This is a genomic window from Bradyrhizobium septentrionale, from assembly GCF_011516645.4.
GTDB classification, from domain to species: domain Bacteria; phylum Pseudomonadota; class Alphaproteobacteria; order Rhizobiales; family Xanthobacteraceae; genus Bradyrhizobium; species Bradyrhizobium septentrionale.
Map to the genome: position 1 here is coordinate 6684255 of NZ_CP088285.1, position 23617 is coordinate 6707871.

23 protein-coding genes and 1 pseudogene are annotated in these 23617 nt (G+C 63.9%); 16 read left to right on the forward strand and 8 right to left on the reverse strand.

Annotated features, from left to right (window positions below; all coding sequences use genetic code 11):
- Positions 1–4: 4 nt before the first annotated feature.
- The 8 genes from HAP48_RS33405 to dhaK are packed head-to-tail and all read left to right on the forward strand — an operon-like array spanning position 5 to position 6545.
- Positions 5–1102, forward strand: coding sequence for an ABC transporter ATP-binding protein (locus tag HAP48_RS33405; protein ID WP_166204101.1), 1098 nt, complete (start codon positions 5–7; stop codon positions 1100–1102).
- Entirely contained in the window at positions 1095–2120 is a 1026-nt protein-coding gene (locus tag HAP48_RS33410) for an ABC transporter ATP-binding protein (RefSeq protein WP_166204102.1), read from the forward strand. Before HAP48_RS33405 ends, HAP48_RS33410 begins: the two co-directional genes overlap by 8 nt.
- A gap of 21 nt (positions 2121–2141) precedes the next feature.
- Positions 2142–2765 carry a dihydroxyacetone kinase subunit DhaL gene (gene dhaL, locus HAP48_RS33415; protein WP_166204103.1) on the forward strand — a complete coding sequence of 208 codons (624 nt, stop codon included), beginning with the start codon at positions 2142–2144 and terminating at the stop codon, positions 2763–2765.
- Positions 2762–3154, forward strand: coding sequence for a dihydroxyacetone kinase phosphoryl donor subunit DhaM (gene dhaM, locus HAP48_RS33420; RefSeq protein WP_029078453.1), 393 nt, complete (start codon positions 2762–2764; stop codon positions 3152–3154). Before dhaL ends, dhaM begins: the two co-directional genes overlap by 4 nt.
- 31 nt (positions 3155–3185) lie before the next feature.
- A complete protein-coding gene (locus HAP48_RS33425; RefSeq protein WP_224496720.1) occupies positions 3186–3488 on the forward strand; it encodes an HPr family phosphocarrier protein in 303 nt (100 codons plus the stop codon).
- 1 nt (position 3489) lies between these two features.
- Complete coding sequence (gene ptsP / locus HAP48_RS33430; protein WP_166215405.1) at positions 3490–5109, forward strand: phosphoenolpyruvate--protein phosphotransferase; 1620 nt, start codon at positions 3490–3492, stop codon at positions 5107–5109.
- Position 5110: 1 nt separating this feature from the next.
- Positions 5111–5524 (forward strand): hypothetical protein, encoded by a 414-nt coding sequence (locus HAP48_RS33435; protein WP_029078456.1) that lies wholly within the window; start codon positions 5111–5113, stop codon positions 5522–5524.
- A 37-nt stretch (positions 5525–5561) separates the two neighbouring features.
- Positions 5562–6545, forward strand: coding sequence for a dihydroxyacetone kinase subunit DhaK (gene dhaK / locus HAP48_RS33440; protein WP_166204105.1), 984 nt, complete (start codon positions 5562–5564; stop codon positions 6543–6545).
- A 188-nt stretch (positions 6546–6733) separates the two neighbouring features.
- Here the strand turns inward: dhaK and HAP48_RS33445 are convergent, their stop codons facing one another.
- The 3 genes from HAP48_RS33445 to HAP48_RS33455 are packed head-to-tail and all read right to left on the reverse strand — an operon-like array spanning position 6734 to position 9506.
- A complete protein-coding gene (locus HAP48_RS33445) occupies positions 6734–7414 on the reverse strand; it encodes a class II aldolase/adducin family protein (RefSeq protein WP_166204106.1) in 681 nt (226 codons plus the stop codon).
- A 30-nt stretch (positions 7415–7444) separates the two neighbouring features.
- Positions 7445–8170, reverse strand: coding sequence for an SDR family oxidoreductase (locus HAP48_RS33450; RefSeq protein ID WP_166204107.1), 726 nt, complete (start codon positions 8168–8170; stop codon positions 7445–7447).
- 16 nt (positions 8171–8186) lie between these two features.
- Positions 8187–9506: an iron-containing alcohol dehydrogenase gene (locus tag HAP48_RS33455; RefSeq protein ID WP_166204108.1), complete on the reverse strand. Its 1320-nt coding sequence runs from the start codon at positions 9504–9506 to the stop codon at positions 8187–8189.
- Positions 9507–9647: 141 nt separating this feature from the next.
- Here HAP48_RS33455 and HAP48_RS33460 point away from each other — a divergent pair, with 141 nt between their 5' ends.
- The 8 genes and pseudogenes from HAP48_RS33460 to HAP48_RS33495 all read left to right on the forward strand — a co-directional run bounded on the left by HAP48_RS33460 (position 9648) and on the right by HAP48_RS33495 (position 19462).
- Entirely contained in the window at positions 9648–10685 is a 1038-nt protein-coding gene (locus tag HAP48_RS33460; protein ID WP_165123155.1) for a sugar-binding transcriptional regulator, read from the forward strand.
- 65 nt (positions 10686–10750) lie between these two features.
- A complete protein-coding gene (locus HAP48_RS33465) occupies positions 10751–11692 on the forward strand; it encodes a carbohydrate ABC transporter permease (RefSeq protein ID WP_084518305.1) in 942 nt (313 codons plus the stop codon).
- A complete protein-coding gene (locus tag HAP48_RS33470) occupies positions 11692–12582 on the forward strand; it encodes a carbohydrate ABC transporter permease (RefSeq protein ID WP_166204109.1) in 891 nt (296 codons plus the stop codon). The genes HAP48_RS33465 and HAP48_RS33470 overlap by 1 nt, the downstream gene beginning before the upstream one ends.
- Positions 12583–12629: 47 nt before the next feature.
- Positions 12630–14156, forward strand: coding sequence for an ABC transporter substrate-binding protein (locus HAP48_RS33475; protein WP_166204110.1), 1527 nt, complete (start codon positions 12630–12632; stop codon positions 14154–14156).
- 169 nt (positions 14157–14325) lie between these two features.
- Positions 14326–15855 (forward strand): xylulokinase, encoded by a 1530-nt coding sequence (locus HAP48_RS33480; protein ID WP_166204111.1) that lies wholly within the window; start codon positions 14326–14328, stop codon positions 15853–15855.
- Positions 15852–16654, forward strand: a pseudogene (locus tag HAP48_RS33485) (HAD hydrolase family protein). The gene HAP48_RS33480 and the pseudogene HAP48_RS33485 overlap by 4 nt, the downstream one beginning before the upstream one ends.
- Positions 16655–16669: 15 nt before the next feature.
- Positions 16670–17779 (forward strand): ABC transporter ATP-binding protein, encoded by a 1110-nt coding sequence (locus HAP48_RS33490; protein WP_166204112.1) that lies wholly within the window; start codon positions 16670–16672, stop codon positions 17777–17779.
- A 48-nt stretch (positions 17780–17827) separates the two neighbouring features.
- Positions 17828–19462, forward strand: coding sequence for a choline dehydrogenase (locus tag HAP48_RS33495; protein WP_166204113.1), 1635 nt, complete (start codon positions 17828–17830; stop codon positions 19460–19462).
- Positions 19463–19528: 66 nt separating this feature from the next.
- Here HAP48_RS33495 and HAP48_RS33500 read toward each other — a convergent pair whose 3' ends face one another.
- Genes HAP48_RS33500 through HAP48_RS33520 form a run of 5 tightly spaced genes read right to left on the reverse strand, consistent with a single transcriptional unit; the run spans position 19529 to position 23617 of the window.
- Positions 19529–20056, reverse strand: coding sequence for a MarR family winged helix-turn-helix transcriptional regulator (locus HAP48_RS33500; RefSeq protein WP_063618910.1), 528 nt, complete (start codon positions 20054–20056; stop codon positions 19529–19531).
- Positions 20057–20074: 18 nt separating this feature from the next.
- Entirely contained in the window at positions 20075–20803 is a 729-nt protein-coding gene (locus HAP48_RS33505) for an SDR family NAD(P)-dependent oxidoreductase (protein ID WP_420869832.1), read from the reverse strand.
- Positions 20804–20815: 12 nt separating this feature from the next.
- A complete protein-coding gene (locus HAP48_RS33510) occupies positions 20816–21301 on the reverse strand; it encodes an aromatic-ring-hydroxylating dioxygenase subunit beta (RefSeq protein ID WP_166204115.1) in 486 nt (161 codons plus the stop codon).
- Between the two features lie 28 nt (positions 21302–21329).
- Complete coding sequence (locus HAP48_RS33515) at positions 21330–22643, reverse strand: aromatic ring-hydroxylating dioxygenase subunit alpha (RefSeq protein ID WP_166204116.1); 1314 nt, start codon at positions 22641–22643, stop codon at positions 21330–21332.
- 11 nt (positions 22644–22654) lie between these two features.
- Positions 22655–23617, reverse strand: coding sequence for a PDR/VanB family oxidoreductase (locus tag HAP48_RS33520; RefSeq protein WP_166204117.1), 963 nt, complete (start codon positions 23615–23617; stop codon positions 22655–22657).

Genomic DNA, 23617 nt, shown 5'->3' on the forward strand with positions numbered 1-23617 from the left:
GGCCATGGCACAGATCCGCATCGAGAACCTGCGCAAATCGTTCGATCAGTTCACGGCGGTGGAAGGCTCGACCTTCACCATCGACGACGGCACCTTCTTCGCACTGCTCGGCCCCTCCGGCTGCGGCAAGACCACCACGTTGCGCATGATCGCCGGCCTCGAGCTGCCGACCGAGGGCAAGATCCTGCTCGACGGCGAGGACGTCACCTTCCACCGCGCCGCCGCCCGCGACATCGCCTTCGTGTTCCAGCTGTTTGCGCTCTATCCGCACATGAATGTCGGGCAGAACATCGGCTTTCCACTGAAGTGCCAGGGCATGGCGAGGCACGAGATTCGCGAACGGGTGCAGGAGACCGCGCGGATGCTGCGGATCGAGCATCTGCTGTCGAGCAAGACATCAAAGCTCTCGGGTGGCGACCGCCAGCGCGTCGCGCTCGGGCGCGCCATGGTGCGTCGCCCGAAGGCCTTCCTGATGGACGAGCCGCTGGGTGCGCTCGACGCCGAGTTCCGCCATCTGATGTGCGGCGAGCTACGCGACCTGCACGATCGCATCAAGGCGACCACGGTCTATGTCACCCATGACCAGCTCGAAGCGATGTCGATGGCCGACCAGATTGCGATCATGAACAAGGGGCGTGTCGAGCAGATCGGCACGCCGCAGGAGGTCTATGACCGGCCCGCCAGCATGTTCGTCGCGGACTTCATCGGCTCGCCGCCGATGAACTTCCTGCGCTTCGACGGCGGCCTGCGATCCGGTGACCGGGCGATCGATTTCCACGACACCAGGCTCGCGGTGCCCGAGATCCGCGAGGACCGCGCGAGCGCGCCGCTGGCGCTCGGGGTTCGTCCGGAGCATATCCGCTTCGCCGACGCCGGACCCGTTCGCGGCGAGGTGTTCGGCGCGGAATATCTCGGCACCACGCAGATCGTCACTGTCGACACGGCGTATGGGCGGGTCGCGGCGCGGCTGCCGTCCAGCGCCTCGGTGCGGATCGGCGAGACCATCGGCCTCGAATTCAACTCCGAGCGGCTCGCGCTGTTCGATATCGGCAGCGGCCTTGCGATCAGGACCGCCAGCGAGGAGGGCGTGCGCCATGGCTGACGTCAGCTTGCGCAACATCAGCAAGCGCTTCGGCGCGGTGGAGGCGGTGCGCGACCTCTCGCTGACGGTGGGCGACGGCGAATTCCTCGTCCTGCTCGGGCCGAGCGGCGCCGGCAAGACCACGACGCTGCGGCTGATCACGGGGCTCGAGAGTCCCGACGCCGGCTCGGTCATGATCGACGGGCGCGACGTGACGCATGATCCGCCGGGTGCGCGGGACATCGCGTTCGTGTTCCAGCAATATTCGCTGTATCCGCATTTGTCGGTCTATGACAATTTGGCGTTCCCGCTGCGCTCTCCTGCGCGGCGCGTGCCGGAGCCGTTGATCCGCAAGCGCGTCGAGCAGACCGCGGAGCTCTTGCATATCGCCAGCAAGCTGAACAATCGCGCCACCCGCCTGTCCGGCGGCGAGATGCAGCGGGTCGCGATCGGCCGCGCGCTGGTGCGCGATCCCTCGATCTATCTGATGGACGAGCCGCTGTCGTCGCTGGATGCAAAGCTTCGCGCCGAGCTTCGGCTCGAGCTGAAGCGGATCCAGCTCGAACTCGGCGCCACCATCCTGTACGTGACCCACGACCAGGTCGAAGCCATGACGATGGCATCAAGGATCGGCGTGATCAAGGATGGCCGATTGCTTCAGCTTGGCACGCCGAGGGAGATCTACGAAAATCCCTCCTCGAGCTACGTCGCTTCTCGGCTCGGGACGCCGCAGATCAATTTCTTGCCCGCGCGGCTGCTGTCCGATGTGGCGATGCCGCCGGAAACCGAGACGGTCGGCATCCGCACCGAGCACCTGCAGATCGCCACGCGCAATGGCGGGCAGATGATCGGGCGGGTGCATCGGGTCGAGCACCTCGGCGAGCAGAATCACGTTCACCTGGACTATAAGGGCGAAACGCTGGTGACGCTGGCGGATCCGCATCAGCCGCTGCGGGCCGGTCAGGAGGTCGAATTGCAACTGGTGCGTCCGCTGTGTTTCGACCGTGCCGGGCAGCGCGTCGGCGCGATGGTTCAATAGAGGCGTAAGAGGTTCAGATCAATGTCGGTGCAGTCAGAGACGTTCAAGTCGCTGCTCAAGGCCGCCGCCGAGCAAGTCATCGCCAGCGCGCCGGAGCTCACGAGCCTGGACCAGGCGATCGGTGACGGCGACCACGGGACCAACATGAAGCGCGGCTTCGAAGCCGTGCTCGGCAAGCTCGATGCCATCTCGGCGCAGCCGCTCGACGAGGCGTTCAAGACGATCGGCAAGACCCTGGTCATGACGGTCGGCGGCGCCTCCGGCCCGCTCTACGGCAGCTTCTTTCTTGCCGCGGGAGAGGCGTTGTCGCACGACAAGCACCTGCCTGACGATCTCGCCGACGTGTTCGGCAGCGGCGTGAACGCGGTGAGCGCGCGCGGCCGCTCGCAGGCCGGCGAGAAGACGATGCTCGATGTGCTCGTTCCGGTGCTGGAGACGCTGAAAACAGGCGCCGGCCAGCCCGATCTGATCGCGCGGGTGCGCAGCACCGCGGCTGAAGCGGTCGAGCGGACGGCGCCGATGCAAGCCACCAAGGGGCGGGCGTCGTTCCTCGGCGCGCGCAGCGTCGGCCATGTCGATCCCGGGGCGCGGTCGAGCTGTTTGCTGCTGCACGCTGTGTGCTCCAGCCTGGAGGCGCGGCAATGACCGACACCGTGGGGATCGTGATCGTCTCCCATTCCCTGGATATCGCCAAGGGAACCGCCGACATGGTGCGGCAGATGGTCGGCAGCGAGGTCAAGGTCGCCTTCTGCGGCGGCAATCCCGACGGTGGTCTCGGCACCAGCGTGCCGCTGATCATCGACGCCATCAACGACGCCTGGTCGTCGAAGGGCGTTGCCGTGCTGGTTGACCTCGGCGGCGCCGAGACCAACAGCGAAATGGCGGTCGAGATGCTGGAGCCGGCGCGGCGTGATCTCGTTGTCGTCTGCAACGCGCCGATCGTCGAGGGCGCCGTTATGGCGGCGACGGAAGCTGCGGGCGGCAGCTCGCTGGCCCAGGTCAAGGCCGTGGCCGAGGAACTCTCTGCCGACTGAGGCGTCGGCGAAGCGATGATGGATGATGAGCATGCTTGATAAAGCGGACGGACAAATCGTTACCGGCAATGTGCGGCTGGTGCATGCGGTCGGCATGCACGCGCGCCCCGCGGTCAAGCTGACCAAGCTCGCCAAGAAGTTCCAGGCGCAGATCTCCGTGCGGGTCGCGGACGCGCCGGAATGGATCAACGCCAAGAGCGTGGCCAAGATCATGGCGATGCGCGCCGCACACGGCAGCACGATCGAGATCAAGGCCTCCGGCAGCGATGCCGAGGCTGCGGTCGCGGCGCTGGTCGATCTGATCGCAAGCGATTTCCCGGATGGAGCACCGTAGCATGCAGGGCGGCGCTGCAGGGCTGGCCTACCGCGGCAGGACCGCCTCGATCGGCTTTGCCCACGGCCCGTTGGTCCGTGTCGACGCGGGCGCGGCCGGCGAGCGAGTGGCCGGCACGCTGGTCGAGGAGGCGCTGGCCCTGCGCAATGCGATCGACGTCGCGAGCGGGCAGATCGCCGATCTTGCCGCCAGCGCCGGCGGCGAAGCCGCGCAGATTCTCGAATTCCAGGTCGCGCTGCTGGAGGATGAGGATTTGATCGAGGCGATCTTCGGGGCGATCGGCGAGGGACGTCCCGCCGATATCGCATGGCGCTCGACGCTCGACGCCCACATCGCCGACTACAATTCCGCACCGGACGACTATCTGAAGGCGCGTTCCTCCGATCTCGCGGATTTGCGCGATCGGGTGATCCACATTCTGGGCGGCGACCAGGACCAGCCGCTGAAGATCCCGAGCGGGGGCGTGGTCTGTGCTGACGATCTGCCGCCATCGCGATTCCTCGAGATTGACTGGTCCGGCGGCGGCGGCTTGGCGCTGTTGCGCGGCAGCCCGACCAGTCATGTCGCGATGCTGGCGCGGGCGCGCGGCATCCCGATGGTGGTGCAGCTCGGTGCCATTCCGGACACCGGCACCACGGCACTGCTCGACGGCGAAGGCGCGACGCTGGAGCTCGATCCCAGCGTCGAGCAGGTCCGCACGTTCGAGAAGCGACGCGACAGCCATCGCAAGAGCAGGGCATCCGCGCGCGCGATCCTGCGGCGGCCGACGGCCTCGTGGCGCGGCGAGCACATCAAGCTCCTCATCAACATCCAGCGCGTCGAGGATCTCGAACATGCCGACGCGCAATATGCCGACGGCATCGGCCTGATGCGCACCGAGTTCCTGCTCGCCGGGCGGAGCGATCTGCCGGACGAGGAGGCCCAATTCCAGGCCTATGACGAGGTGTTGCATTGGGCCGGCCAGCGGCCGGTCACCATCCGCACCTTCGATGCGGGCGGCGACAAGCCGGTGCCGGGCTTCACGCTGGACGGCGAAGCCAATCCGTTCCTCGGGGTGCGCGGCCTGCGGCTGTGCCTTGCCCGGCCCGAGATCTTTGCGGTTCAGCTCCGCGCGCTGGCGCGGGCCGCGGTGCGCGGCAATCTCAAGGTCATGTTCCCGATGGTCACGTCGGCGGACGAGCTCGAGGCGGGGCGGAAGCTGTTCGCCGATGTCGTGCAGCGCTTGCAGGCGGACGGCATTGCCGCGATGCTGCCCGAGCTCGGAATCATGGTCGAGGTTCCGGCGGCGGCCCTGGCGATTGCGAGCTTCAAGGCGTCCTTCTTCTCGATCGGCTCGAACGATCTCGCGCAATATGTCCTGGCCTGCGATCGTTCCAACGGAGCTCTCGCCCTCCTGATGGATCCGCTGCATCCGGCAGTGCTCGAACTGATCGCGCGGACCGCGGAGCATGGGCGGCGCGCTGCGATCGGCGTCAGCCTGTGTGGCGACATGGCGGGTGATCCGCGCTGCCTGCCGGCCCTGCTGAATTGCGGGCTGCGCGAACTCTCGGTCAACGCATCGGCGCTGGCGCAGATCAAGCAGACCATCGACCGGCTGAGCGGTGGAGGCGGCCTTGGCTGATATGGCGGCCGATGACGCGCCCGAGGCCGGTGCAGTTGCGGTCTACAAGCGCATCTTCAAGGAGGTGCTGGAGAGCCGTCCGTCGGGCATGCGGCTCCGGCTGGCCCATGCCATGGGGAAGAACCGCAGCTTCGTCAGCCAGATCAGCAATCCGGCCTATCCGGTACCGATACCGGTGCAGCATCTCAACACGATCTTCGATGTCTGCCATTTTCCGCCGCAGGCGAAGACGGCCTTCCTTCGCGCCTATGCGCGCGCACATCCGCGCCGCGTCGGCCGGTTGAGCGAAGGTTCGCACGAGCGGACCCTGACGCTGCATCTGCCGGATCTCGGCAGCGCCAAGCGCAACGCCGAGCTCGACGCGCTGCTGCAGGAGTTCACGCGGCGGCTGATTGCCATCATGCGGGAAAAATAGGCGAGAAACGCCGAACGGACGAAGCGGGGAGGAAACAATGAAGAAGTTCATCAATGCGGTCGACAACGTTCTCGCCGAGAGCCTCGACGGCTTTGCGAGCGCGCACGCCGACCTCGTCATGCTCGGGGCCGAGCGGAAATTCGTCCGTCGCCGCGAGCTGAACCCGAAGAAAGTTGCGCTGGTGTCGGGGGGCGGCAGTGGACATGAGCCGCTGCATGCCGGCTTCGTCGGCTACGGCATGCTCGACGCCGCCTGTCCCGGGCAGGTGTTCACCTCGCCGACGCCGGACCAGATCGTCGAGGCGGCCCAGGCGGTCGCGGGCGACGCCGGCGTCCTGTTCATCGTCAAGAACTATGCCGGCGACCGCATGAACTTCGAGATGGCGGCCGAGATCGCCGAGGGCCGCACCGCGACCATCGTGACCGACGACGACGTGGCGGTCGAGAAGTCGACTTACAGTATCGGGCGCCGCGGCGTCGCCGGCACGTTGATCGTCGAGAAGATCGTCGGCGCGGCCGCCGAGAAGGGCGCCGATCTCGCCTCCTGCGTGGCGCTCGGCGAGCGCGTCAACGCGCAGACGCGCTCGATGGGCGTCGCGCTGACCAGCTGCACCGTCCCGGCCGCGGGCACGCCGACCTTTGCGCTGGGCGAAGACGAGATGGAGATGGGGGTCGGCATTCACGGCGAGCCGGGACGCCGCCGCGTCAAGCTGGCAGCGGCTGATGCGATCGCCGCCGAGATGACGACGGCCATTGCGGAGGATCTCGGCGCGCGTGCCGGGGCCGAGGCGCTGCTGCTCGTCAACGGTTTCGGCGGCACGCCGACGATCGAGCTCTATTTGATGTACAACGCGGCGCGCCGGATGCTCGAAAGTCGTGGCCTGCGCATCGCCCGTTCGCTGGTTGGCAGTTACGCCACCTCGCTGGACATGGCGGGTTGCTCGCTCACCGTGAGCCTGCTCGATGCCGAAACGGCCGCGCTCTGGGACGCGCCCGTGCGCACGGCTGCGTTGAGATGGTAACCGCCGTCGCCCTGGCGCGGCGCTCGATCATTCGTGGGTAGCGCATCATCCGGATTGGATTCGTCGCCGATATCGAGCCATTGCGAAAACCGGCGGACAATCCGGTTGCGTCCGGCTCGCCGCGAGCGTGATCAGATCCTGCATCTGCGAATCGTCGAAGCCGGTCAGGTGGTTTTCCACCGTGCCGATTATGGTGTTGCGTTCGCCTTGACCGGCGGATCCTGTACGCCGTAGCTGCCAAATGCAGCGGCGGTTTCGCTGATGTCGGCCTCGCTCAGCAATACCGGTCCACCGATCGCCAGGGAGAGATAATATTGCCGGGCAATGGTCTCGAGTTCGACCGCCAGCCACATCGCCTTGTCCAGTGATGTCCCCGTGGCGATCATTCCGTGATTGGCCAGCAGGCAGGCGGTGCGATTCTCCAGCGCTTTCAGTGCATGCTCGGATAGTTCCTTGGTGCCGAACCTGGCATAGTCGGCAACACGCACGTTCATGCCGCCAAAGGCCGCCATCATGTAGTGGCATGCCGGGATCTCCTTGCGCGCGATCGCCAGCACGGTGGAATAGGTCGCATGGGTATGGACGATACCTCCGACGTCGGGTCGCGCTTTCATGATGTCGAGATGGAAGCGCCATTCGGTGGAGGGCTTGAGCGGACCGCGCCATGATCCGTATTCGCCTTCGATCGGCATTGCCGCGATCATATCGGGCGTGAGCAGGTCGTAAGGCGTTGCCGACGGTGAAATCAGCATGGTGTTACCGTGGCGGGCGGAGATATTTCCGGACGTGCCCTGGTTCAGCCCCGTGGCATTCATCCAGCGGCATTTCGCGATGATCGCCTCGCGCAACTGAAGTTCACTGTCGGTCATGGTCGGCTCCTGAAGGTCGGCGCTGAGCGCTCAGTATTTTTGTCGAGTCGGCGTGATGCAGATCTCCTGCACCAGCGCCTTTTGCGGAAGGTTGTAGGCGTCGAGGATCAGGTCGGCGACGTGCTCGGCCCCGATGCCGCCGCCGATCGCCGCCTTGTTTGCGTCATAGCTCGCACGTGTCACCGGGTCCTTCACGCCATCCAGGACCTCGGTCTCGATGATGCCGGGCGAAATGACGATCACGCGAACATCGTAGGCGGACAGATATTCGCGAAGGCTCTCGGAGACGCCGTGGACGAAATATTTGGTCCCGCAATAGACCGTGTGATCGGGATAGACCTTGCGCCCAGCGATCGAACTCATCATGACAAGCGTACCGTGGCGACGGTCCATCATGCCCGACATGACGGCATGTACGCTGTTCATGACACCGTTGACGTTGATGGCGATCATTTCGTCCCAGTCGGCGGGGTCCTGCTTGCCGACGTCACCGAGCCTTGCGATGCCGGCATTGGCGAACATCATGTCCACCGGGCCGAACCTTGCTTCGGCGTCACGTACCGCCGCGGCGAGCATCGCGCGATCACGCACGTCCACCTTGCGACAGACCGAATTGGGCAGACGCAGCGCCTCCAGCCGTTCGATCCGGCGCGCCATCAGCAGCACGGGGTGGCCGGTCGCGGAGAAGGCGCGGGCGGTCGCTTCTCCGATGCCGGAGCTCGCCCCGGTCACGGCGACAAGCGGCTTTGCGGTCATGTCACAGGCCTCCCTCTCAAAGTTCGCCTTGCGCAAACGCCTCCAGCGTCCCGGCGTCTGCGGCAATGTCGAGGAACGAAAAGCGGTTGCGCATCTCGCGACAATGCACGATGGCCTCGCGATAGAGATCGACGGGCACAGCCAGTTCGGTCGCCGTCGTGGCGCCGCCCGCAGCCGACAATAGTCGCTTCATCTCGCCGACCGGGATCGCGAACCCGGCGAGCTCGCGCCGCAAGTCAGGCCACGTGTCGTCGAGCTTGCGATTGAATGCGATGGCGCCGTCGCGGTCGAAAGCCTTTTTTTTCAACTCCGCCAGGCATTGCGATGCGACTTCATCGCCAAAGCGGCTGGCCATGCCGGGGGCGTCGATAGGGGTGGCGTGAACCGAAGGCGGCTGATCGCTGGCAAGCATGTGCTGCTGCAGGCGCGCCATGCTCAGCGACGCGATGCCGACTTGCTGGCCGTGCAGGCTGCCCGGATGCCGCGCTCCCGCGAAGCAGTCGATGTAATGCGAGATCTGGTGTTCACCCATCGAACCATGGTGCGAAATGCCGGTGAACGAAATGCCCAGTCCGCACAGGGTTAGCACGCGATAGAGATACCCCATCGCCTCGATATCGCCTTTGGGCAGGTTCGCGGCGCGCTTGTTGAGCTCAACTTCGTCGGCGGCCTGGATCGTGTAAGGCTCATGAAAGTACGCCGTTCCCAACAGCCGGTGTGACATCCACCAGTCGGTTTGGGCGACTGAGCGGGCGAGGCAGTCGGCGAATCCGGAGGCGGCGAGATAGGGCGGCGCCGCGGCGGACACCTTGAGATCGACGAAGAAGCCGGCAGGTGTGTGCGAGGGCAGCGACACCTTCAGACCGCTGTCGAGGGTGAGCGAAGCGGTGGAGGAGGTATATCCGTTCATCGAAGCGGCGGTCGCGAACACGCAATAACGCCGCCCGTCGAGGCCGGTGACATACTTGCAGAGGTCATTGACGGTACCCGAGCCGACGGCAACGACGGAATCGAAGCCGCGCAGTCTCTCGGTCAGATTGCGAACCTCGGCCATGTCGGCGTGCGGACGATCGAGAACGATGGCCTCGACGGAGCCGATCTCGCGCAGTGCCCTTGCAATCCGCACGCCCAGCGCGTCGTAGGTCGCCTGATCGGCGACCAGAGCAAGGCTGTGCCCCAGCTTCAGGGACGCAACCAACTCGGCCTCGCGGCCCTCGAGGCTGTCTTCAATCACGATGGAATCGTAGGGCACCTTCACGCGGGCGCCGGTCAGCGGATTGGTCCAGCGGCCAGCCACCAAATCGTCGATCAGCGCGGTCCAGTTCTGCTTCGACATCGAGAAAATCCCGCACAACGCTTCGGCACCGCAGCACCGGTCGTGACATTCGACAAAACTAATTGGCAATTAATCGAGCCAATTGACAATTGTCAACTCGATGTGCATTTTGTGTATCCGACACTGAGGCCGCGATCGCCGATGACCAGGACGCTGCAACGCAAAGTGACACCGCCGCGCATCAAGCGCCGGGCGTTGTCGATTCCTGCAGAGTTCGACAGTGATCCGGTCGTGTGGGCGGCCTGGCTCTACTACGAGGAGGGCATGACGCAGGAGGAGGTCGCCGATCAGCTCGGCGTCTCGCGCGCGTCGGTGGTGAACTTCCTGCAGGAGGCCCGCGACCGCAACATCGTCACCATCGCGGTCTCGTCACGGCACTTGCAGACCATCGGTCTCGCACGCGAAGTGGCCGACGCTTACGGCTTGTCCAACTGCCTCGTCGTGCCTGACGATGGAGGTCGGCTGCCGGTGCACGAGCGGATCGGCATGGCCGCCGCGCGGTTGCTGATCGAGCGTTTGCAGCCCGACGACGTGCTCGGCGTTTCCTGGGGGCGGACGGTGCAGGCCTTGTCGGCCGCGTTGCCCGAGATGAAGCTGCCTGGTGTGACGGTTACCCAGATCACCGGCTGCTCGATCGGAACGACGGAATTCTCGCCGGAACTGTGCACCTCCAACATCGCCAACAAGCTTGGCGCGCGATGCGTCAATCTGCACGCCCCCGGCATCGTCTCCACGGCGCAGATCAAGCGCCTGTTCATGCAGGAGCCGGCGCTGGTCGAGACCTTCAAGATCATCCACTCGAGCAACAAGGTGCTGTTCGGCGTCGGCAGTGTGGATGACGCGGGTACCGCGATGCGCAGCGGATACATGACGCCGGAGAAGATCGAGCCGTATCTCGCGCGCGGCGCGGTCGGCGTCGTGAGTGGACGTTTCATCGACCGGGACGGCAAGCCGCTCCTGGGCGCGCTCGACAATCAGATGATCGGCCTCACGCTGGACGAGATTGCCAAGGTGCCGGAACGAATCTGCATTGCCGGCGGAACCGACAAGATCGACGCGGTCTACGCGGCGCTCAACAACAACTACGCGACGATATTGGTGACCGACGTGGCAACGGCGAGAACGCTGGTGCCGCGTGCGGCCCGATCTCACCGAGCCGGAGTATCACGCCGGCCCTGATCCTGAACAGCGAACTGGGCCGCAGAGCCCGGCGCCGAGAAAAAGCGATGCGCGAGGAAACGTCAATGGTTTCGCAGCAGGTGCCAAGTCTGGCCGTCGACGTGCCGGTGTCCGGCACGGAGCGTCGCCGGGTTTGGCCGCGATTTTTGACCTCGGAACACCCGTTTCCCTGGCTGGCGCCGATCACCGCGTTGATCCTGGCGTTCGGGGTCTATCCGCTGCTCTATGCGCTGTGGCTGACGTTCTTCAAGCGCAACCCGGTCACCCGCCTGAACGTCTTCAACCCGACCTGGAACTGGGGAAAGCTGTTCGCCGATGAACGGGTATGGGGCGCGATCGGTCACACCTATCTGTACACGATCAGCGCCCTGCTGATCGAACTGGGCCTTGGCCTTGCCATCGCATTGCTGCTCGACAGCGACCGCAGGGGCTACGGGCTGCTGCGCGCGCTGATGACGTTGCCGCTGGTGGTGCCGCCTGCCGTCACCGGCATGATGTTCCTCCTGATGCTGGACGGATCGTTCGGCGTATTGAGCACGGGCCTCGTATCGCTGGGGCTGTGGTCGCCGCAACATCCGATCCTCGCCTCCAGCGGTTCCGCACTGGCCGGCGTGCTGCTGGCCGATATCTGGCAGTGGACGCCGTTCATGGTGTTGATCATGCTCGCCGGGCTGCGCGCCTTGCCCAAGGAACCCTTCGAGGCTGCCGCCATCGACGGCGCGACGGCGAGCCAAGCCTTCTTCCGCCTGACCCTGCCGATGCTCTCCAGGATCATCGCGTTGGCCGTCCTGATCCGCGGCGTCGACCTGTTCCGGATCTACGACTACGTGAAGGTGATGACGGACAGCGGGCCCGGCACCTCGACCGAGACGCTGACGTCTTACGCCGGCACGATCTATTTCAAGAACGCCGACTTTCCCTACGCCTCGACGATCTCGCTGTTCACGCTGCTGCTGGTGATCGTCACCTCGAGCATCTTCATCAAGCTGTTCAAGGTGCGGTTCTGATGCATGAAACATTCCTCCAGAAGCGTTTGCGCGATGTGGCCGCCGTGCTCGTGGTCGGCATGTTCATGTTTCCGCTGTTCTGGTGGGCGCTGACGTCGTTCAAGCCCACGTCGGCGATCTTCAACAAGGACGAGATCGTCTGGTTCAATTTCAAGCCGACGCTGGTCAATTATGCCGTCACGATGCTCGGCAAATCACGGGCCGAACTGGCCATCGATTCCGGCAACACGTTCGGGGTCGGGGGTGCGAGTTCGTATGACAGCCGCCAAACCATCATCGACTCGCTGATCATCGCGGTGGGAGCGACCGCGCTGACGCTGCTGCTGGCGGTCGTTGCGGCCTACGCGTTGTCGCGGATGCGGTTTCGCTGGCGGCAGGCCTATCTGAACTGGATCCTGTCGCAGCGCTTCATGCCGCCGATCGCGATCATCGTACCGGTCGTCTTCATGTTCCATTATCTGTCGCTGCTCGACACCCGGCTTGGCCTGATCATCGTGGATACGCTGATCAACCTGCCGATCGCCGTGCTGCTGATGAAGTCGTTCTACGATGACGTTCCCGTCGACGTCGATGAAGCCGCCATGATCGATGGCGCCACGCGATTGCAGATCTTCTGGCGCGTCGTCCTGCCGATGGTCAAGGGCGGCGTCGCAGCCACCGCCGTCCTCTGTTTCATCTTCTCTTGGACGGAATTCCTGATGTCGCTGTTCCTGACCAATTCGATACGAACGTTGCCGGTCAGGATCACGACCTTCGTCACCTCGACAGGCTCGGAATGGGGATTCATCGCGGCTCTCGGCACGACAGCCGTGATCCCGAGCTTCATCTTCATCTTGCTCGTCCAGAAGCAGCTTGTCCGCGGCCTGACCCTCGGGTCTCTCAAGGAGTAGGCGCGCGGACCGAGACCAGAAAGTCAACAAACATCGGGAGGAGTGCAATGAGTTTCAAGAAATTCGACCAGCAGACGTTCATTGTCGACACCGCGAACGCCTATACCAACGGGCAAATCTCGAAACGCGAATTTCTGCGCAAGCTGGGACTGGCCGGTGTCGGATTCTCGGCCTTCAGCCTCGGCATGCTCGGTAACCCGCGCGGCCTGCGCAGGGGCAGTCTGCTCGGCACCCCGGCGTATGCCGACGGCCTGCCGGACAACCAGGCCAAATGGCTGAAGGAGGTCGGCAGCAAGTTCAAAGGCGCCAAGATTCGTTATTCGACGGAATCGACGCCGCCCTCGGTGATCCTCAACCAGATCAAGAAGGAATTCACCGATCCGACCGGCATCGAGGTCGAGGTCGAGATCGTGCCGCTGGAGCAGGTGCTCGCCAAGGCGACGCAGGACGTGCAGGGCCAACTCGGTTCCTATGACCTCTACTACCTCGATCAATCCTGGATCTCGATGTTCCAGCCTGATTGCATCGATCCGGTCGCCTACTACAAGGACAAGCCGGAACTGGCGATGCCCGATTTCGATTGGGACGATTTCTCCAAGCCGCTCGTCAAGAATGTCGCCCAGGTCGACGGACAATGGATGGGCATTCCCTTCGACATTCCGATCTTCACGTTGATGTACCGCAAGGACATCCTGGAGAAGCACAAGATCGCGGTGCCGACCACCTACGAGGACTACCTCGCCGCCGCCAGGCAAATCACCGAGGCCGAGAAGGGCAACGGCATCTTCGGAACCGGCCTGCAGGCCAAATCCGGGCACTATTCGCTTGAGTGCGACTGGAGCCAGGCGGTGTGGGGCCATGGCGGCTCGATCTTCAACAAGAACAAGAAATTCTCTGGCAACGACGAGCAGGGCATTGCCGGCCTGAAATGGTACCAGGACCTGTTGAAGGTCTCGCCGCCGAATTCGACGGCATCGACCTGGGACGGCCAGTTCGAGATGATGCATTCGGGCCAGATCGCGCTGGCGCAGAGCTGGGACGAGTTCTTCCCGGGCCTTGATGCCGACGATTCCAAGGTCAAGGGCCTGTGGGAGCCTGCCAAGCCGTTGACCGCCAAGAAGTTGCGCCCGGCCTCCGAAGCCGGCTTCAACGAGCAGCCGAACCTTGGCCATCAGGGCGGCTCGTGCATCTCGCTGTCGAAATACTCCAAGAACAAGGAGGCCGCGTGGATCTTCATGCAGTGGGGTTGCTGCAAGGAGATCATGACACGCTGCACGCTGCTCGGCGGCTTCGCACCGATGCGCAACTCCTCGTTCGCCGATCCGCGCGTCAAGGCGAAGGCCAAGGTCGGCGCGGGCACCACGCGGCATCTGGAGACCGTGAAGTGGGTGATCGACAACGCGATGGCGACCGAGCCGCACATGGCGTTGTGGGCGGGCCTGTCGACCAACGAGATTCCAACCGAACTCGGCAAGCTGCTGACGGGCCAGGCCTATGGTGGCGATCCGAAGGCGTGCATGGACGCGCTCGCGAAGCAGATCGATGCCCAAGTTAAGGATGCCGGTCTGCTCTAGAGCGCTTTCGAGCGAAGCGGACACCCGGTTGGTGTGAAGAAAACGCGTCAAAACAACGATCCCGAGCTTCGATTCTGATCCAACCAGAACCGGAATGCTCTGGGTCCCGCGGAGCTAGACTTTGCGGAGGCGGCCTTGGTCGCCTCCGCGCCAATTGAATTGAGATGGCATGTCCAGAGATCTGGTGATCGGCATCGACAGTTCGACCTCGGCGACCAAGGCGATCGCCTGGGATCGCAGCGGACGTGCATTGGCCGAAGGGCGCAAGGCGATCGGCCTTGCCAATCCGCAGCCGGGATACTTCGAACAGAACCCGGACGAGTGGTGGGATTCGACCGCGGCTGCCTTGCGCAGCATCACCGACCAGGTCGGTGCCGAGCGGATCGCTGCGGTTGCGATTTCAAATCAACGCGAAACCTTCAGTGCATTCACCGAGGAGGGGACTGCAATCAGGCCCGGCATGACCTGGCTCGACGAACGGGCACGGCCGCAGGTTGTGCGCTTCGGCAAATCGTTCGGAGCCGAGCGTGTTCATGCCATTTCCGGCAAGCCCCTTGATGTACTGCCCTGCCTCTACCGCATCATCTGGATGGCGGAGCAGGAGCCGGAGATCTTCGCGCGCGCCGCGCGCTTTGCCGAAGTCCACGGCTATCTGACGCATTGCCTGACCGGTCGATGGCGGACATCGACAGCCTCGGCCGATCCGACCGGGCTACTCGATATGACGCGCAACGTCTGGTCAGCCGAGATCCTCGATGCCGCCGGCATTGCCATCGAGAAGTTGCCGGCACTGATGCCGCCGGGTGCGCGGATGGGGGAGGTGACGCACGCGGCGGCGGCATTCACCGGCCTGTCGGCGGGAACGCCGGTCGTTGCCGGCGGTGGCGATGGCCAGTGCGCCAGCACCGGCGCCGGCGTCACCTCTCCAGGCAGCGCCTACATCAATCTCGGGACGGCGGTGGTCTCGGGAAGCTACGGTCGCAATTACGCCTATGACCGCGCCTTCCGCACCGAGAAGGCGGTGTGCGACGACGGTTACATCTACGAGCAGTGCATCCGCACCGGCACGTTCCTGGTCGACTGGATGGCGCGCGAGATGTTCGGGATCGATGCGACGGCGCAACTGAGTGTCTTCAAGGCGCTCGAAGCGGAAGCAGCGATCTGTCCAATCGGGGCCGGCGGCGTCGTGGTGCTGCCTTACTGGCTCGGTTGCATGACCCCCTATTGGGATCCCTATGCGCGCGGCGTGATCGCCGGATTGTCGGGCTCGACCCGGCGCGGTGCGATCTATCGTGCCTTGCTCGAAGGCATCGCGCTGGAGGTTGCCGCTCAGGCCGAGAAGATCGCGGCGGCGACCGGCGGCGAGATCGGACAGTTCTCGGCGATTGGCGGCGGTTCGGACAGCGATCTCTGGCTGCAGATTTTGGCCGATGCCGCGGGCCGCCCGGTTGCGCGCTCGACCGCGCGGGAAGCCTCATCGCTCGGCGCGGCGATCGCGGCGGCCAAGGGCGCCGGCTGGTACGGCACCATCGCCGAGGCCGCCTCGGCGATGACGAGGCCGCCGGCACGAACATTCCGGCCCGAACCGAAGAATGTGGCACGCTACGCCGAATTGCGCGCCATCCATGCCGACCTCTGGCCGCGGCTGCTTGACTGGAATGCCCGGCTTGCGTCGTTTGCGGAGGGCAAACCGTCGTGAAGCCCATCGCAAGCTTTCCTGCGGAGACCGCTCGCCGCATCGTCTGCATCCTGACCGACATTGACGATACGCTGACCACCGACGGCCAGCTCCCCGCGGCTTCCTATGCCGCGCTGGAAAGCTCCAGGGCGCCGGCCTCGCCGTTGTTCCCGTCACCGGCCGGCCGGCCGGCTGGTGCGACATGATTGCGCGGTTCTGGCCGGTCGACGGCGTGATCGGCGAGAACGGCGCGTTCTATTTCCGGCACGATCCGGTGGCGCGGAAGATGGTTCGCAAATTTATCGCAAGCGAGCCCGAGCGCGCCGCCAATCGGCGCCGGTTGCTGGCGCTCGGCGAGCGAATTCTTTCCGAAGTGCCCGGTGCTGCGATCTCGGCCGACCAGCTCTATCGTGAGGCGGACCTTGCGATCGATGTCTGCGAGGACGTGCCGCCGCTGCCGCGCGCCGCGGTCGACAGGATCGTCGGGCTGTTCGAAAGCGCGGGCGGGATCGCCAAGGTCTCCTCGATCCACGTCAACGGATGGTTCGGCAGCTACGACAAGCTGGCCATGACCCGGATCTTTCTGCGCGAAAGGCTGGGGCTCGATCTCGACGCGGCGAGGGACCGCATCGTGTTCTGCGGCGACAGTCCGAACGATGCGCCGATGTTCGGCTTCTTCCCCTACGCCTGCGGCGTTGCGAACGTACGGGATTTCGAAGGAGAGATGCCCGCAACGCCGGCCTTCATCGCCAGCAAGCGCGGCGGCGCGGGGTTTGTCGAAATCGTGGAACAAATCTTGTCGGCGAGGACGGGCGCGTAAGGAGAAGAACCAGCCATGGCATCGGTCACCATCAACAACGTGCGCAAGTCCTACGGCAAGTTCGAGGTGCTGCACGGCATCGATCTCTCGATCGCCAACGGCGAATTCGTCGTGCTTCTGGGACCTTCCGGTTGCGGAAAGTCGACATTGCTGCGGATGGTCGCCGGGCTCGAGCCGATTACATCGGGCCAGGTCAGCATCGGCAACGTCCTGGTCAACGATCTGCATCCCAAGGATCGCGACATCGCGATGGTGTTCCAGAACTACGCGCTCTATGCGCATCTGAGCGTGTTCGACAACATGGCGTTTTCGATGCAGCTCAAGAAGGTTCCGAAGGCCGAAATCAGGCGCAAGGTGGAGTGGGCCGCTTCTATCCTCAACCTGACACCCTATCTCGATCGCCAGCCGAAGCAGCTGTCCGGTGGCCAACGTCAGCGCGTTGCGATGGGGCGCGCCATCGTGCGCGATCCGGCCGTATTCCTGTTCGATGAGCCGCTGTCGAATCTCGACGCGAAGCTGCGCGTGCAGATGCGAACCGAGATCAAGGAACTGCATCACAAGCTTGCGACCACCACCATCTATGTGACCCATGACCAGATCGAGGCCATGACGATGGCCGATACGATCGTGGTGCTGCGCGACGGCGATATCGAGCAGATCGGCAAGCCGTTGGAGATCTATGACCATCCCGCAAATCTGTTCGTCGCCGAGTTCATCGGGTCGCCGGCGATGAATGTCCTGACCGGCGAGGTCGCCGCCGAGGCGGGGCGCCCGGTGCTGCGCGCCAACGGCGTGACGCTGCCCTTGCCCTCGGATGCAAATGTCAGTGCCGGTCAGATCGTCAAATACGGCATCCGGCCCGAGCATCTGCGGCCGGGCGCTGCTGGTACAGGCTTTCCCGCCAAGGTCTCCGTCGTCGAGCCGACAGGCCCGGAAATTCACATCTATGCCGAAGCCGGTGCGCAGGAGGTCTGTTCGATCACGCAGGACCGCATTGAATTGTCGCCGGGCGACGAGATCAGTTTGGTACCCGCCCTCGACAGGGTTCGCCTTTTCGAACCCGCGACGGGCAGGGTCATCAACGGCCCGGCCGAGGTCAGGCCTCGCCCGCTGATGCGCGCCTAGTTCGCCCGATCGGACTCCAATCTGTCCAGACAAGAAGACGGAGGAAACATGGTGGACTACGTCATCGTCGGCGCTGGATCGGCCGGATGCGTGTTGGCAAACCGTTTGTCGGCAGCTCCGGAGAACGATGTCGTGCTGCTCGAGGCCGGCGGCAAGGACACCAATCCCTTCATCCACATGCCGGCGGGCTATCTCGCCCTGATGAAGTCCGGGAGCGTCGACTGGCATTACCATACGGACCCGCAGCCGCATCTGGACAACCGCGTGCTGTTTTGGCCGCGCGGGAAGGTGCTGGGAGGATCGAGCTCCATCAACGGAATGGTCTATATCCGTGGCCATGCCTCCGACTACGACTTGTGGGCTCAGCTCGGCAATCGCGGCTGGTCCTACAGCGATTGCCTGCCATACTTCATTCGGTCGGAAGGGCGGCAGGCCGGCGCCGACGATTATCACGGCGGCGACGGTCCGTTGCGGACGAGCCGGCTGCCGGAAATAACCCATCCGCTGACCAAGGCCTGGTTTGAAGCGGGCAAGCAAGCGGGTTTCCGCGCGACGGATGATTTCAACGGCGCCGAACTCGAAGGCTTCGGCCCGGTCGACAGCACGATCGCCGACAATCAACGCGCCAGTGCGGCGCGCTGCTACCTGCACCCGATCCTCAACCGCCCCAATCTCAAATTGATCACAAAAGCGCTCGCCTCACGTGTGCTCGTGGAGGGCGGGCGCGCGGTCGGCGTCGAGTACATCAGGAATGGTCAGGTTCATACCTTAAGGGCCGAACGTGAGGTAATCCTGGCGGGGGGCGCGATCAACTCGCCGCAACTGCTTCAATTGTCGGGAATCGGCGATGGCGACCATCTGCGGTCGCTCGGCATCAAGGTCGTCCGCGAGCTCAAGGGGGTCGGGCAGAACCTGCAGGATCATCTCGCCTGCGGCGTCAAGCAGCGGTGCACCCAGCCGATCTCGTTCCTCAAGCACACCAAGCCGTTGGGAGCCACCAAGGCCTTTATTCAGTACGTGCTGACCAAAACGGGCCCCGCGACGTCGCACGGCCTGGAAGCGATGGCGTTCCTCAAATCGAAACCCGATCTCATCGCGCCCGACCTGCAGTTTTTCTTCGTTCTCTTGATGTACAGCGATCATGGCCGCAAGATCACGAATGAGCACGGCTTCATGGCCTACTTCAACATCGCGCGCCCAGAGAGCCGCGGCAGCATCATGATCAAATCGGCCGATCCGTTGCAGCATCCCTCGATTCAGCCGAATTATCTGGAAGCACCGGAGGACGTGCGCAACATGCGCGACGGCATCCGGATCGGCCGGGAGATCATCGCCCAGAAGGCGTTCGACCTCTATCGCGGACAAGAATATGCGCCGGGTTCTGGCGCGGCGTCGGACGCAGACATCGACCGCTACGTCCGGCAAACCTCCGAAACCATCTATCACCCGGTCGGCACATGCAAAATGGGCTCGGATCCGCTGGCCGTTGTCGACGATCGTCTTCGTGTTCGCGGCGTTGAAGGGCTGCGGGTCATCGATGCGTCCGTCATGCCGAGGCTGGTCTCTGGAAACACCAACGCGCCAACGATCATGATTGCGGAGAAGGGGGCTGACTTCATCCTTGACCGCCAGCCTCTCGCAGCAAGTCCTGTGGAAACAGGCAGTCGGCACGTCAGCGTGTAACCGACAACCGTGTGACGAAGTTGCCGCCAGGCCCGGTTAGATTGGCGATCGCTTGTGGCGTCCGCGTCAGGTGTGCTTGTCCAGGCGGCGCTTGAGCAAGGTCAGGTGTTGCAGCAGGTCTGATTGCGCGACTGGCGAGAGCTCCCCGATCAAGGCGATCACCCATTCCTCATGCCGTCGCGCCATCCGGCCGAATTCCCTTGCGCCCTCCTGCGACAGACGCAAGCGGAAGGTACGGCGATCTTCGGAATCGACCTCGCGATGGATCAAGCCGTCAGCTTCCAGCTTTTGCACCAGCGCGGTAATGGCGCCGTTCGAAACCATCAAGAGCTGCGAAACCTCAGACATGGTCGCACCTCCAGGTTTGCGCTCGAGCTGCGCCAAAAGGTCGAAGCGGGCCAGCGTCGTGTTGAACTCCTTGCGCAGCCGGGCATTCAGGGTTTTTTCGATCCGGGTCGTGCAGGAGAGCAGCCGCAGCCAGATGCGCAGCTCGAGATGCGCGCCGTCGGACTCGTGTGCCGGCCCGACCGGCTGCAGCGGTGGCGGGCGTGCACTCTTCGGGGATCTGACCTTCCGTTTGGTCGTGGCATCCATTGCTGCGTCTCACCGAACCTAGATGGAAATGGACCCGATGCTGGCTCCGCCGCAGACATAAAGCGTCTGCCCGGTAATGAAGTCTGCATCCGGCGAACTAAAGAAACTGACCGCGCGCGCAACATCGGTGGACTTGCCGAGGCGGCCGAGAGGAATCGACCGCGCCAGCGCTTTCGCGCGTTCGGATTCCGGCGACATCACGCTCTCGAACATTTCAGTGTCCGCGATTGGGCCCGGAGCCACGACATTGACCGTGATGCCGAACGGCGCGAGCTCCAGCGCCCATGTCCGCGCCATGCCGATGATGCCGGCTTTGGTGGCCGAATACACCGTGCGGGTGGTAGCCCCCAGCGCGGCGCGGGACGACAACAGCACGATGCGGCCAAAGCGCGCCTGCTTCATGCTCGGCAGCGCTGCCTGCGCCAGCGCAATTCCGGCGCCGAAATGCAGCTGCGCCAAGGCGCCGACGTCCTCGTCCTCGACCTCTTCCAGCAGCTTGGCGCGGATCGCGCCCGCATTGTGGACGACATGGGTGATCGCAACCTTCGCGGCGATGTCAGCGGCCACCTGGCGTGTCGCCACTCCATCGAGCAGATCGACCTCGTATGAGGCGAGCCTCGGATGGCTCCAGTCGGGCTTTCGCCGCGACAGCGAGATCACGTCGTAGCCGTCGGCGAGAAGACCTCGCGCGATCGCGGCGCCGATGCCGGTATTGCCGCCGCTGACGATTGCCGTGTAGTTGGCCACGCTCATCGTTCCCTACATGAAGAGCTGGATGTTGCCGAAGGCAGCATCGCAATTGATCAGGTCGACCCGCTTGAGCTTGATCTTCAGCCGGCCGTTCTCGACGCTCAGACGATGGGTGGCCCAGGCCGCATAGAGCGTCTGCTCGTCATGGCGGGTCTCGACATAGTGCATCGGGGTCCAGGTGACGTAGCTGTTGGCGTCGACATCGCGTGAATCGACCTGCGGGGTCTGCAGCACGTGATGGCAGCGGCTCTTGGGCTTCTGGCTGAAGGTCCGTGCGCCCTTGAGCCGCTCGACCCGGATCGACAGCAGCAGCTTGTCCTCGTACATCAGCGAGCAGGTCAGCCGCGGATCGGTCTGATTCCATTCCAGCGGCATCCAGTAGAAGGCGTCATCGGCGTACAGATCGAGCCACTCGTCAAAGCGCTGCTGATCGATCAACCGGGCCTCGCGAACCACGAAGTCGATCAACTCCTGATCGGTGGGAGCGGCGCTCATGAGAGGGACCTCGGCTACCATGCTCATGTCACATCCCCATCGTCATGAACTTGGTCCACGCCCGGAACTGGTGGCGCATCGGCCATTCGCTGGTCCCGTTGATCGCCACATTGGTCTGACCGGCTTCGTCGGGACTGTAGAGACGCTGCAGATTGACCCACTCATTGCCGTTCGAATGCAGGCCTTCCTGCGCGCGTTCATACATTTCGAGGTCGTCGTGGCCGACGATGGAGGTCGGTGCATTGATGAGACGGTTGTACATCAGCGTGCGCTCGAGCAGCATGTCGGGTGCGTCAACGAGCTGGAACGTCCAGGACTCGACCAGCGTCTTGTTGGCGGCGATCGGCTTGAACTGTCGTAACAGCTGGATCGGTCCCTTGATCATGATGTTGGGGAAATACACCGTGTTGTGCCGGTTCTCGTTCAGGATCGCCTTGGCGCGGTCCTCGCCATAGGTTGCCGTCATCTTCTCGAAGTAGCCGGGCACCGCCGAATAGTCCGAATGGATCGAATGGTGCACGCCGGTGTGACCGTGGCCATTGTCCCAGATCCGGATGCCCATGTTCTCGAAGAACTCATATGGGCTCATGAAGGGGGCGATGATCTCGACCGCCATCGGCTTCTTGGTGCCGGGCGGGGCTTTCTTCCAGACCTCGACCACGGTTCCGGCCGAGGACTCGTGCGCCACCATCGGATGGCAGGTGTCGGTCTGGTTCTCGACCAGCATCTTCCAATTGCAATTGTGCATGTAGCGCAGCACACCGCCGGCGACCTTGAGCCGGCCGGCCGGCGAGCGGTCGATCATGTTGTCGAAGCTCGACAGGCTGTCGCCGAAGAACGCCTCGAAATCGAGCCCGCCGTCATTGATCTTGGCGAACACGAAGCCACGGTAGTTGCGGACATGGCGCACCGGCGTCATGCCGCGCGCGGCCTCGCTCTGTTCGAAGCCGGTGTTCTCGTAACCCTTCTTCAGGGGGATCGCGAGCAGCGAGCCGTCGGTCTTGAAACTCCAGGCATGGTAGGGGCAGCGGAAGAATTTTCCGGTATTGCCGCAGGTCTCGGACGTGATGCGCGTGCCCTTGTGGGGACAACGATTGTGAAGCACCCGCACCGTGCCGTCGGTGTGACGGACCAGCAGGACCGGCTGGGTGCCGATCGTGGTGCCGTAATAGTCGCCCGGATTGGGCACCTGGCTGTCGTGGCCGACATAGACCCAGCTGTTCGGGAGCATGTGCTCCATCTCGAGCTGGAACACCTCCTCGCTGACATAGACATCGCGGTGAACCTCCTGGTCACGGACCAGGGCACGGATCGCCGCGGAGTTGCCGGCGTATCGGGGCATGCGTTCCTCCATCACAGGTCGAGCACGAGTCGCTTGGTCTTGGCGCGCGAAACACAGATCTGCATTACCTTGTTCGACGCCTTCTCGGCATCGCTCAGGATATAATCGCGATGGTCCGGGACGCCCTCGATCACCGCGGTCTGGCAGATTCCGCAATCGCCGCGCTTGCAGTCATGCAACGGGTCTTCGCCGGCCTCGATCAGCACATCCAGGATGGTCTTGCCGGCGGGAATTTCGTAAATGCGACCGTTGCTCTTCAGCTCGACCTCAAAACTGCTGTCGCCGGACTTCTCCTCGGGTGCGGCAAATATTTCGAAATGCAGCCGGCCCGGCGGCCAATCCAGCTGTTTCGCCAGCGCGATCGCCGCTTCGATCATCGGCAGAGGTCCGCAGAGATAGAGCGGTACATCGGGTGCAAGCCGGGTCATCAGGCCTTCGAGATCGAAGAACCGGCCGGCTTCGTCGTCGGCGTGGATGATTGCGTTGGCGGAGGCGAGGCGCTGAATTTCGTCGGAGAACGCAAGTTCGCTGCGGCTGCGCCCGGCGTAATAGAACGAGAATGGCCGTTGCGTCGCGCTCAGCTCGCAGGCCATGGTGAGCAGCGGCGTGACGCCGATGCCGCCTGCGACAAGGACCACTTCGCCGGCGCCGGAGGCGAGAGCAAAATTGTTTGCCGGAGGCGAGATCGTCAGTCGATCACCGGCCTTGAGACCATGCATCTGAAGCGAGCCGCCGTGGCTCTTGCTTTCCTGCAGGACGGCAATGCGGTAACTGGTCGGATGCTCGGCCGCGCGCGGCGAATTGGTCTCGATCAGTGAATAGGAGCGCCGGCCGACATCGGGCAGATGAACGTCGATATGGGCGCCGGCGGCCCAGCCCGGCATCGGCGCGCCGTTGGCGCGCGCAAGCACGAACTCGCGGATGCGCGGCGTGCGCGCTTCGGTCTTCGACACCACCACTTCGAATTGATCCAT